General features: G+C 67.9%; 8 protein-coding genes and 4 pseudogenes. 7 read left to right on the forward strand and 5 right to left on the reverse strand.

Annotated elements, in window-relative coordinates; all coding sequences use genetic code 11:
- A pseudogene (locus IE244_RS39790) lies at nt 1-505 on the forward strand (BRCT domain-containing protein); the annotation flags it as partial.
- Between the two features lie 306 nt (nt 506-811).
- Here the strand turns inward: IE244_RS39790 and IE244_RS42535 are convergent.
- From IE244_RS42535 to IE244_RS39800, 3 genes and pseudogenes are all read right to left on the reverse strand, one after another.
- Nucleotides 812-1,067 (reverse strand): annotated as a pseudogene (locus IE244_RS42535) (SOS response-associated peptidase family protein); the annotation flags it as partial.
- Between the two features lie 351 nt (nt 1,068-1,418).
- Nucleotides 1,419-2,363, reverse strand: a pseudogene (locus IE244_RS39795) (transposase); the annotation flags it as partial.
- Nucleotides 2,364-2,837: 474 nt separating this feature from the next.
- Nucleotides 2,838-4,088: an erythromycin esterase family protein gene (locus tag IE244_RS39800; protein ID WP_191878463.1), complete on the reverse strand. Its 1,251-nt coding sequence runs from the start codon at nt 4,086-4,088 to the stop codon at nt 2,838-2,840.
- Nucleotides 4,089-4,415: 327 nt separating this feature from the next.
- Here IE244_RS39800 and IE244_RS39805 point away from each other — a divergent pair, with 327 nt between their 5' ends.
- From IE244_RS39805 to IE244_RS39815, 4 genes are all read left to right on the forward strand, one after another.
- A complete protein-coding gene (locus IE244_RS39805) occupies nt 4,416-5,354 on the forward strand; it encodes a phosphoenolpyruvate carboxykinase (ATP) (protein WP_191878464.1) in 939 nt (312 codons plus the stop codon).
- A 657-nt stretch (nt 5,355-6,011) separates the two neighbouring features.
- Entirely contained in the window at nt 6,012-6,620 is a 609-nt protein-coding gene (locus tag IE244_RS42540; protein WP_229854797.1) for a hypothetical protein, read from the forward strand.
- On the forward strand, nt 6,617-7,042 hold the full coding sequence (locus tag IE244_RS42545; RefSeq protein ID WP_229854799.1) for a hypothetical protein: 426 nt from the start codon (nt 6,617-6,619) through the stop codon (nt 7,040-7,042). The genes IE244_RS42540 and IE244_RS42545 overlap by 4 nt, the downstream gene beginning before the upstream one ends.
- Nucleotides 7,043-7,329: 287 nt before the next feature.
- On the forward strand, nt 7,330-8,088 hold the full coding sequence (locus tag IE244_RS39815; RefSeq protein ID WP_229854804.1) for an alpha/beta fold hydrolase: 759 nt from the start codon (nt 7,330-7,332) through the stop codon (nt 8,086-8,088).
- Nucleotides 8,089-8,185: 97 nt separating this feature from the next.
- Here IE244_RS39815 and IE244_RS42550 read toward each other — a convergent pair whose 3' ends face one another.
- Complete coding sequence (locus IE244_RS42550) at nt 8,186-8,323, reverse strand: YbhB/YbcL family Raf kinase inhibitor-like protein (RefSeq protein WP_229854806.1); 138 nt, start codon at nt 8,321-8,323, stop codon at nt 8,186-8,188.
- 249 nt (nt 8,324-8,572) lie between these two features.
- Here IE244_RS42550 and IE244_RS39825 point away from each other — a divergent pair, with 249 nt between their 5' ends.
- Nucleotides 8,573-9,271 (forward strand): type 1 glutamine amidotransferase domain-containing protein, encoded by a 699-nt coding sequence (locus IE244_RS39825; RefSeq protein ID WP_191878466.1) that lies wholly within the window; start codon nt 8,573-8,575, stop codon nt 9,269-9,271.
- A gap of 393 nt (nt 9,272-9,664) precedes the next feature.
- Here IE244_RS39825 and IE244_RS39830 read toward each other — a convergent pair.
- Nucleotides 9,665-10,012, reverse strand: a pseudogene (locus tag IE244_RS39830) (transposase); the annotation flags it as partial.
- Nucleotides 10,013-10,988: 976 nt separating this feature from the next.
- On the opposite strand from IE244_RS39830, the gene IE244_RS39840 reads away from it, so the two are divergent.
- Nucleotides 10,989-11,674 (forward strand): alpha/beta fold hydrolase (locus IE244_RS39840; RefSeq protein ID WP_191878497.1); only part of this gene is annotated, 686 nt, incomplete at its 3' end.

Below are 11,674 nucleotides of genomic sequence, written 5' to 3' on the forward strand. Positions count from 1 at the left end.
CCCCGCCGCATCGCCCAGTACTTCGCCACCATGAACCACATGCGCGCCGCCGGCGCCGAGGCGATGCAGCAGGTCGAGGGCATCGGCGCAGAGAAGGCCCCCTCGATCGTCGCGGAACTCGCGGAACTCGCCCCGCTCATCGACAAACTCGCCGCAGCCGGGGTGAACATGACCGAGCCAGGCGCCACCCCGCCCTCAGCCGCCGAGACGGACCCCGGCAGCGACAGCACGGCTGACGCGTCGGTCGGCGCCGGCCCGCTGGCCGACATGACGGTGGTTCGTCACCGACGCCATGACAGGAAACCTGGAACGGCTCACCCGCAACGAAATGAACGAACTCATCGAACGGGCCGGCCGGCGCTCCTCCACCAGCGTCTCCAAGAAGACCACCCTCGTCGTCGCCGGCGAAGGCGCCGGTTCCAAGCGGGCCAAGGCCGAACAACTCTGCATCCGCCTCACCACCCCGGACGAGTTCGCCACCCTCGTTGCCGACCTCCTCACCTGAGCCGGACCAGAGCGTTGCGCCGGATGCCCGCGGCGGCCAGATGGCGTTCCCAGTGCTCGTTTACCCGTCCGCTCTTCCAGCCCCAACAGTTGCTTGACCTCGAGTCGTCGAGCGGGGTCGGACCGCGCGATGCCCGCCGACCCCGCTACGCCACATGAACGCACCTCCGAGCGCCGAGATGCTTTTCCCTGCAGAGTAGGAGCGGAGCCTGTCCGGGACCCATCGCACGTTGTCCCGGGGGCCACGAGCCGTTGGGCGTGAGTCGTCGGCACCCGTCGTGAGGGCGGTGGGGCAGTTCGGTGATCGCTATGGAGTGACCTCTTCGAGTAGCTGGGGGCCGTTGTTGCGGACGTTGTTGACGGCCGTGGAGACGGGCCGGACGTCCAGGTGGCCCCTGTGGGCTGATCGAGCGGGGCGCGCAGGCCGTCGGGGTCCTGGTGGCGTGGGTCGAGCCGGGTGTCGTAGTGGTCGGGAGTGAGTGCGAGCGGCATGCGGGGTGCACGCGGTCGGTGGCCTCGGTGGTGATGATGGTGCAGGTCATCAGCCAGGCCGTGGGGTCGTCGCCTTGTTCGACCTCTGGGTTGCGCGCGGGCACGGGGTGCACTTTGTAGGACAACACGTCCTACCCGAGGGAGAAGGACCATCCCCGCGGGCGCCGGGAGCACCCGCCCTGGATCTGAACGTTCTGCAGGTCGGCGGGACCATCCCCGCGGGCGCGGGGAGCACGGGTCTTCGGCCCACAACTGCGCGACAAACAGGGGACCTTCCCCGCCTGCGGGGGGAGCACGCGGGCCAGGAGAGCCGAAAGCCCCTGAAGGCGGGACCATCCCCGCGTGTGCGGGGATGGTCCCTACGCCGACGTCATGGGCCCTCCTGCGCTCCCCGCGCTTGCGGAGACGGCGCCGCCCTCCGCCTCGAACACCATGGCCAGGGCCGCGGTGCGAGAGCCGGCCCCACGGGTGACCTTGGTTCGCAGGCGGACGGTGGCGAAGGTGGACTCGATGGGGTTGGTGGTCCGCAAGTGGATCCAGTGCTCGGCGGAGAAGTCGAAGAACGCCAGCAGCTCAGCCTCGTCGTCGGTGATCTTCTTGGCGGCCTTGGGGAACTTCGCGCCATAGAGCCAGGCGAACGTTTTGATCGCCTGCACCGCGTGGTCGCGGACCTCGGCGTTGCAGATGTCCTGAAGCGCCTTGCGGGCGCCGGGCTGGGCCGACTTTGGCAAAGCATTGAGGACGTTGGCGGATTTGTGAACCCAGCACCTCTGATGCCGGGAGGCGGGGAAGACCTCGGCCAAGGCGTTCCAGAAGCCGAGAGCCCCGTCGCCGACCGCCAGGACCGGGGCGCGCATCCCTCGGCGTGCGCAGTCGCGGTCCAAGAAGGCGGTGTGGTCGGCCTGCCACTGCTGGGTGAGGCGGTTGACGGTGGCCGGGGAGAGCCCGGCCGCGGTGCCGAGGAACTGCTCCAGTGCCGGGACGAAATCGCCCGAGGACAGGCCGTGCAAAGAGAGCAGCGGCAGCACCTCGCTGATCTTTGGAGACTTGCGGCACCAGGGCGGCAGGATCGCCGAGGAGAACCGCTTGCGCTCACCCGTGTCGGCATCCACACGCTTGTCGTTCACCCGCTGCGCCTTCACCTCGACCACGCCGGCCGCGGTGGTGACCTCCCGCGGCTGGTGATAGCCGTTACGAACCACGAGCCGCCCGCGCTGGTCTCTCTCATCGACCAACTCGGCTATATAGGCGGTGACTTCGGCCTCTAGTGCGGCGGCCAGCATTCGCCGGGCACCTTCCCGGACGATGTCATCCAACAGCGAGGACCCGCCGCTCGTGGCGCCATCAGCGTTGACTACGGTGAGCACGGACGTGCCTTTCCGACCGACGCGGCAACGTCGGCCTCGCTCGGTGACCTATCGATCAATCACCCGGGAAGGTGCGTCCTCCCCGAGCCGATCCACAGATCTTGAGCATGGCTCACCAGCCGCTCGGGACTGGGTCTGCCCGTACTCGACCAGCTCGCCGAGCCACGCGACCGAGCATGGTGGTCACGGCAATCGGCGACTACGTCTGAGAGTGATCCTTTCCCGCCGCACAAGTCGGTCGCGCAGGCACCCGCTCAGGCCCTTAGAGGACGCCACCTTGATCCCGGACGGGAACATCAGCGTCCGAGTGATCAACGGGCGGATCGAGGCGGCACCGCCTGAGCGCTCCATTGACGAGGGTGCCCGGGACTCGGATGCCTTCCGGCGGTGCTGATCACGTGCGCACGTCGGGTCTCGCATCTCAGCACCGACGGGTTTCAGAGGGGGCTCAGGTCTGGGCATCTGCACTCGCTCTCAGCTCAGTAGCACCGAAGGCGTCGAGCGGGCCACGTATGCCAATCCGTCGTACTCACGCATGAGTACCGTTTGAGTCATGGAGAAGCGGTAGGTCAGGCGTGGTACTCCGGCACCGAAGGCCCGCATGAACTGCGGGCTCTCAAGCCACTCGGCGACGGCGGGCCGGGTTCGGCCGGCGCGGAGATCGATCATGTGATCCTGGGATGTGGCGGAGGCCAGTTGGGCCTCGACGGAGCGCGGACCCGCCGCGCTGACCCTGTGCCTTCTGGGCGGTCGTGTCGCGGATTTTCCGGGGCGGGCGCGGAAGGCGCCCTCGCCGAACAGCAGGCCCAGGGCGTAGTACCGCTCACCGTAGTGGCCCCTGAGGTGCCGCCCCATGGCCGGAATGTCTTGCGCGTAACGGTCGGTGCAGACATGGCCGTTGTGGGCCCAGACAGCTACCTTTCCGCCGGATCCCTCCTGGAGGGAGATCACTTCCTGTGCCATGTGGCGGTCCCGGGCGGCCAGCGCGCCCGTTCCCTCTCCGTCTCCGCGCGGTGGCCGGGAGACCACGTCGGCCGCGGCCACGATCAGGCGCGCATGCCTGAGTGCGTGATCGACGACCGCATCCCCCAAGTGCGCGGCAATCCGGGGACGCTCTTCTAGGAGGAATCGCTCCAGGTCACGTGCCTCGGCAAGGAGCTGGGGGCGCTGGGCCACGAGGGATCCCGTCCTGGCTTCCGCAAGGGTGCCGAGCAGGCCGCCGGTGATGTCCGCGCGTTCCGGTGCCACCGTGCGCAGCACGGCGGCCAGCGCCGCCAGGGACGGACCGCATCGCTGGGGGTCGATGCCCACGAAACGTACGGCCCGGTCCTTGGGCACCGTTCGGTTGTGCTCGCGCATCCACTCGACGACGTCGAGCATTTCCCGGGTCCGCCACGTCCAGAAGCCGAGACCGGCCACTGCGTCGGCGGCATCACCAGTTCCGTGCAGCACGTAATCGTCGACCGCCTGGGCGGTCGAGACACTGGCCTCCAAGGCCAGGGCGGTGAACCCCATCTCCTCGACGAGGAAGCGCAGTAACAGATGTTTGAGCCGGAAGAACTCGGCTGTCCCGTGCGTCGCTTCGCCCATCCCCAGAACACGCACGTCGCTCAGGACCTCGCGCAGTGGCTCCAGGGAACCGTCGCCCGATTTCGATGCCTCGGAGTGCACGCTTTTCAAGGGCAAGGCGTTCTCTTTCAGCCATTGTTGCACTTCCTCAGTCATCGCCAATTCCCTTCGCGTCGCCTCTCGGCGCGGAGAGCCTAGCCCTTACGCGAGGACCCCCGAACGGGCCGCACGCATTTCGGCCGAGAGTTCCGCCAGGTCCTCCAGGGCCGCATTCCAGCCATGAGTGAGACCTACGTGAATTGGCTACTCCCCGCGCATGCGGGGATGGTCCCCAGATCTCCGAACGCCAGGTCGTGCAGGCGGTGTGCTCCCCGCGCTTGCGGACGCCGCCCTCGCCGCCCATCACCGCGTGCCCGTCTCGGCCGTGGACGGCTATGTGATCGGCGAACACGGAGACGGCGCGGTCACATCGACCCTTCCCGTGTGGACGACATCACCACCCTCGTCACCGACTACGGCCACGACGAGACCACCTACGCGAACGCCCGCACCCTCGTCGCCCGCCAGGACGGCATCACGTACGCGGTGCAGCCGGGCGAGCGGATCGGTTGCCAGGCTGACGGGCGCCGCCTGGTCATCGTCGGTGACGAGGCCGAACCCGTCGCCGTCGCAGCCGCCCGCCTCGCCCGCGAACTCGTCCGCGGCCAACTCCTCGCCGACGGCTGGACCGTTCTCCACGCCTCCGCCGTCACCCATGACGGGACTGCCGTCCTGACCCTGGGCGACAAGGGCGCCGGCAAGACCACCACCGCCCTCCTCCTCGCCCTGGACGGCTGGGGCCTGCTCGCCAATGACCGCGTGTTCGTCCGCCTCGAATCCGACGGCCGGGTGCGGGTGCTGCCGTGGCCGTCGGCCGCCGCGCTCGGCCTCGGACTGCTCGACGCAACCGGCCTGTACGACCGCGTACGGGAAAGGGTGCTCGCCGGCGGACAGCTCCACCCCACCCAACACCCGACCGTGACACAAGCCCTCATGGACGGCCGCCGCGAGCCGCTGTGGCGCGAGACCGGCAAGGAACTCAAGCCCCAGTTCTTCCCCGATCAGCTCGCCTCGTGGCTCGGCCTCACCCTGGCCACCGAAGCCCACATGACGGGGCTCCTCTTCCCCACCATGACCCCTGACGGAACCCCGGCTCTCGTGGAAAACGGGCGGACACTGACCGACACGGACGTGTTCGACCAGAAGACCGAGGACCGCTACCCCGACGTCTTCGGCCTGACCCCCACCGCCGTAACCGGCACGCAGGCCCTGACCGAGCACCTTGCCCGCCTTCCGCGCCGGTCTGTGCTCCTCAGCCACGACACCGCCGCGTCCGCCGCGCTGCTGACCAAGACCGCGGAGGAGATCACCGCCACCCACTGAGCGGGCTCACAAGGCCCCGGCCGGGGCCTTTCGCATAGCCCCCCGCACGTCGGCGCCGACTCCCTTCACCAGGGAGTCGGGCGCCTGTGATTAGGTCCGGCCTCGGGCCAAAGGTTCGCGTGCACAGTTCGGATGTGAGATCGGCCATGCTGCCGCATCCTCCATGATGCGCACCGTGCCGGAAGCCTTGTCGGTGTCCTGGTGGCTGGTCCACCCGCAATCCGCTCCGTCGAAGACCCCCATAACCTGTACGCCGGCCTCGTGGGCGAGGTTGAGGGTCCCCGCGGGGTAGGCGACCGCGCTCTCGGCCAGCGTCGCCGCCTCGGCCCACGCTCGTACGGCATCCGCGCCCCGTTGCGGTAGATGACTACGTGAGCTGGTGTTCGGCGGTCAGCCGATCAGCGAGGGCCTTCGCGGCCTGCACGGCGGTGGTGCGGTCGGCGGCCAGCAGCAGCACCTCGCGGCGCGCCGTATCCCTCACGGCCCGATAGAACACCTGGGCCCTCCGCTGCTCCTCCTCCGAGCGGCACAGGAAGTCGGCGTAGCTGTCGGAGGCCAGCGACTGCAGGGCCTCGGCGTGGATGAGCGTCCACGAGAAGTGGCCGCCCCCCTCTCGGGTGTAGCCCGCGCCCCCTGCCCGTACAGGTGGGGAAGCTGTTGGGCGACGAACGCACGCGCATTGGCGTCCACCCGCTGCCGGAAGTCCGCAATGGCCGCCTGGAATTGGGCGATCCGGTCGGCCATCATCCGGGTGCGTTCGTTGTCGCCGATCGCAGCGATCACGGCAGCCTGGTAGTCGGCGAGGCGCTGCCAGAGCGCGCCGAGCTGGTCCTCGCACTGCCCGACCACAAGCCCCTGGCTTCCCTCGGCCTGCACCCCGACCCGCTGCAGCAGCTCGGGACCGCCCTGTCCGGCGTGCGCACCGAGGACGGCGAACGTTCCGACATCGTCCTGGACCTGCTACCCGTCCCCGAACGCCAGTTGGCCCGCCGGCGCTGGCGGCTGCTGGCGGCCGCCCGGCGACGCGGGCCGTCCGCGTACGGCGAGCGGTTGACCGGCTCGCTCAGCGGAACGGGACTGATGAGGTCGCTGACCGCGGCCTGGACCGGCGGCCGCACTTACGGCAGCACGAGAGGGGAGCGGCTGCCGCGCATGACCGACGTGCGTGACGGCATCGGCAAGTTCGAGCCCTCTGCCGCCCGGTGTTCGCGGTGCAGCTGCTGTGCACCCGGGCTGCACACCCGCAGGCCGCGCGTGCCCTCATGAACCAGCTCCTGGCGGTGTTCGCAGCCACGTCCGGCGAGAACTACCTCAGGCCCCGTCGGCCCCGTTCCCGCCGCGCGCTCGCTTCCTTCGACCGCCGCTTCCGTAGCGGCGAGTTCCGCCCGCGCCGTCGGCAGTGGATGACCGTCCCGGAGCTGTGCGGCTTCCTGAAGCCGCCCACGCGCAGCTGCACCGCCTCCAGCGTGGTGCGCTCCGGCGGCGTCGTTCCGCCCGTGCCTGCGAACCTGCCTGTCTGCATCGGCCAGCGTGACCTGGTGCCGCTCGGCGCGGTGACCTACCCCGACGGCCGCGAGATGAAAAGGAACCGTTCGTGTACTCGGCGGCCGTGTTCCGTGACTCGGAAAAAAATCCAAATCGAGTTCGTCGCCGTCGGCCGGACGGGGAAACCGAAGGCACCGGGATAAAGCGACGTCGAGGCTGGCGACCTCCCGAGAATTCGGCGACGAATCTTTGCCCACCACAGCCCGCGGCAGTGATGTCGCGAGATTCCGAGTTCACTCGAATGGCCTCTGCGCCAGGACGAGCCGTCCGGTGCCATCGAATATGGAATCCCGGGCGTCGTCCGACGTCCCCGCACCGAAGGGCCAGCATGCGAATATCCCGCGAGTCCCTCCGTATCGTGCACACGGCCCGTTGGGCTGCGGCTCTTCTGGCCGTGTCGGGAATCACGTCCGCACTGACAGTCGAAACGGTGCAGGCCGGTGGTCCGGGCGGCGATCCCGGCCGGGAGAAGCCCACCATCGTGCTCGTGCACGGCGCCTTCGCCGACGCGTCCAGCTGGAACGGGGTCGTGCAGCGGCTACAGCAGAACGGCTACACCGTGGACGCGCCGGCCAACCCGCTCCGCGGCGTTCCCCAGGACTCGGCCTACCTCGCAAGTTTCCTGAAGTCCGTCAAGGGACCAATCGTCCTGGTCGGTCACTCCTACGGCGGAGAGGTGATCTCCCAGGCCGCAACCGGAAACGACAACGTCAAGGCCCTCGTCTACATCAACGCGATCATGCCGGACACGGGAGAGTCCTTCTCCAGCCTCTCCGCGAAGTTCCCGGCCGCCCCGCTCACCAAGGCTCTAAAGCAGGTGCCCTTCAGCAACGGTGACAGCACCACCGGCACGGACGTCTACGTACAGCCGGACAAACTGCACCAGGTCTTCGCCGCCGACCTGCCCACCAGCCAGACCAACGTCATGGGAGCCACCCAGCGCCCGATCGCGCTATCGGCGTTCGCGGACAAGCTCACCGGCGCCGCCTGGCGGAACAAGCCCGTGTACGTCCTCGTCGGCAGACAGGACCAGGCGATCAACCCGGCCCTAGAGCTGTTCGAGGCGAAGCGCGCGAACGCCCGCAAGACAGTTGAGATCAACTCCTCGCACGTGTCCCTCGTTTCCCACCCGCAGGCGGTCAAGAACCTGATCGTCGACGCCGCCGAGGACTATATGTGGAAGAAGTGAAATGAAAGGCTAGGCCCGCTGTGGCCAGTGTCGTCGGCCAGTGTCACCGCGCCACCCGGCAGATCTCTGCCGTCCTCCGCCCCGGCCGGAAGGTCGGTCACGAAGGCGGGCAGATGGTCACCGCCCAATGCCGGAAGCCCGAAGCGGTAGGCACATCGGGGTCGGACATCGCCACCGTGAAACTCCGGGCCTCCCGGGGAAACCGGACCAGCGGAGCTGCGGTGAGACGCCCCATCCGCCTGGCATGAAATCGCAGGGGCCATAGGCTTTGATCATGTTCCTCCGAAATATTCTGCTGTCGGAGTCGCGCGCATCCTATTTTTCAGCGCCAGAATTCCATTATCGCTTTGTCGCGACATACGATCCACGTAAACCAATCGGTCGAAAGTTGCAGTTTCCGAGTTTTCTGCTCACGCTTGTTATGTAAGTCTCAAACTGGCCATACTGCACCCTCCCCGGGTGGCATCTTCTAGAGGAGCATCCCATGGCCAAGATCTTGTGCGTGATGACCGGCGCAAGCTATTGGACCTTGAAGGACGGGCATCGGCACCCCACCGGCTACTGGGCCGAGGAGTTCGTGGCGCCTTACACCGTGTTCACCGATGCCGGACACGAGGTCACCGTGGCAACTCCGCGGGGTGTCATCCCCGTTGTGGACACGATGAGCCTGCGGCCCGGTATGGCAGGTGGCGAGGAAAACTCCCTCCGGGAGGAAGCCGTCATCGAGAAGGCCGAGGAGTTGCGGCACCCCATCTCCCTCAAGGACGTGCGTCTCGATGACTACGACGCGGTCTACTACCCCGGAGGCCACGGCCCGATGGAGGACCTTTCGGTCGACCCGGATTCGGGGGCGCTCCTGCGGGAGGCACTTGTCTCCGGCAAACCCCTCGGCGTCGTCTGTCATGCCCCGGCCGCTTTTCTTGCGACCCGTGACGCGAACGGCGACACGCCCTTCGCGCACTACCGGGTGACGGGCTTCTGCAACGAGGAGGAGGCCGGTGTCGGTTTTGCCGACAAGGCAAAGTGGCTGTTGGAGGACGAGCTGAAGAAGCTGCCTACCGACTATTCGCGGGGCCCTGCCTGGGAGTCCTACACGGTCGCGGACCGCAACCTCATCACGGGCCAGAACCCGGCGTCCTCGGGGCCTCTCGCCAAGGAACTCGTGCGGGCTCTGTCCTCCTGAAAGCATCTGCTGACTCTCGGTCACCGGAGCCGGGTTCCCGCCGGGTTGAGGCCCGGCAGGGCTGACTGTTCTGATCAAGGGGCGTCGGCGGGCGCCTGATTCTCGGATGCCGGACCGAGCTCGCGCCACCATGGGTGACTGCTGCCGACGGCAGGCGACCGATCGCCGACACCTCAGCAGCCGTGCTGGAATAGCTCAGTGTCGCCCGTCACACCGGTCGATACGCGAGACCCCTGACGTCGGAGCAGCCTCTCGAAGCTCCTTCCTACTTGGGGCCTTCGGCGGACGGCCCGTCACCTACGATAAGGAACGCTACAAACAGGGCAATACCGTCGAACGCTGATTCCAGAAGATCAAGTCCTGGCGCGGCCTGGCCACACGCTACGACAAGGCACCCAGCGAGCCCTTCTTCTTCCAGTTCGCCTGCTGGTCGATCTTCTCCGGGATCACCGCGGTGATGCGGCGCCGGCGTAAGTGGGCCCGGTTGCCCTTGGAGGAGTAGGCCCTGTCTGCAGCGATGGCCTCCGGCCGGGTTCGGGGGCGGCCGACCGGCCCCGATATGCGGATCTTGCCCAGCACGGTCTGGAACTGAGGGCTGTCCCCGGCTTGTCCGGGGGTGAGGACGAACGACAGGGGCAGTCCTGTGGCGTCGGCCGCGGCATGAATCTTGCTGCTCAGCCCGTCTCGGGACCGGCCGAGCCCAGCGGCGTCCGCCCTGGCCCTGCGACGCCGTCGCAATGCGGCCCCGTCCGGGTCCGGCGCGCGCGTGCCGTTCGCGTCCGCACCGGCCGTCGACGGATCACCCGCAGCAGCGGGCGGCTGCCCAAAGGAAGCCCGCTCGCCATCCTCCTGACACCGGGCCAGCGCCAGGACAGCACCTGTGCACGTCCTCCGCTGGAACGGATCCGCGTCCCCCGCATCGGCCTGGGCCGACCGCGCTGCAAGCATGACCGGGTCGCTGCAGACAAGGCCTGTAGTTCCCGCGGCCGCCGCGGCGGCAGACCGCCAGGATTCGACCGGGAGACCTACCGCCGACGCAACATGATCGAGCGCTGCTTCAACCGGCTCAAAGGCTTCCGCGGCATCGCCACCAGATACGGAAGACCGCCACCTCCTATGAAGCGGCGGTCACGGTCGCGTCATTCCTGCTGTGGGCAAGATCCGTTTGGAGACGAACCCTAGGTCACCAACACGGCCCCCTGCCCGTCATCCGGGCCATGGCCGAACGAAACGCCAACATCGTGCGCTGGACCGAGTTCGACCGCGGCGGCCACAAACGATAGAAACGATCAGGCAGGCAGAAGGTCCTTCGTGGCCTGGACGGCACTGCAGCTCAGCGAGTGCAGCCACCCCTCGTGCGGTACGACGAGCTCACCGTCGAGCACGAGGGCCTCGATCAGCTCGGCGGCCGCGACGGCGGCGGCGATGTCGGGATCACCGCGAGTCCGGGACGCGCGAAGGGCTGGCCCGGAAACCGTCCACTTTCTGCTCCGCGATCCCGTACGCCGCAGAGCCTCATCCCCAGGCAGCGATGGTCGTGCTTCGGCGAGCATCGGCTCGATCGAAGGGTCAGCACCACACCGTCACGTAGGCCATCTGGCGGTCGACGCTTGCGCCCGGTGCGGGCATGCGTTCCGCTGGCAAGCGGGTGCGAGAACGTCCCTCTCTTCCGCCCGGCCTGCCCACGTACGGCCGGAGCTGCGCCAATGGAGGCCACATGCCCATCTGCACCACCCGCGACGGTGTCGAGATCTTCTACAAGGACTGGGGCCAGGGGCGTCCCGTGGTGTTCATCCACGGCTGGCCGCTCAACGGCGACGCCTGGCAGGACCAGCTCAAGGCCGTCGTCGACGCCGGGTACCGCGGAATCGCGCACGACCGTCGCGGACACGGACACTCCACGCCCGTCTGGGACGGCTACGACTTCGACACCTTCGCCGACGACCTCAACGACCTGCTCACCCACCTCGACCTGCGAGACGTCACCCTGGTCGCGCACTCCATGGGTGGCGGCGAGCTCGCGCGCTACATCGGCCGACACGGCACCGGGCGGCTGCGCTCGGCGGTGCTGCTGTCCGCCATCCCCCCGGTGATGATCAAGTCTGACAAAAATCCCGAGGGTGTGCCGGAAGAGGTGTTCGACGCACTCAAGAACGGCATCCTCGCCGAGCACTCCCAGTTCTGGAAGGACACCGCGGAGGGCTTCTTCTCCGCCAACCGTCCCGGCAACAAAGTCACCCAGGGCAACAAGGACGCCTTCTGGTACATGGCGATGGCGCAGACCATCGAAGGCGGCGTCCGATGCGTGGACGCCTTCGGCTACACCGACTTCACCGAGGACCTGAAGAAATTCGACATCCCCACCCTGGTGGTGCACGGCGACGACGACCAGGTCGTGCCCAT

Origin of the sequence: Streptomyces filipinensis, assembly GCF_014649495.1 — a bacterium.
In the GTDB taxonomy this organism is placed as follows: domain Bacteria; phylum Actinomycetota; class Actinomycetes; order Streptomycetales; family Streptomycetaceae; genus Streptomyces; species Streptomyces filipinensis.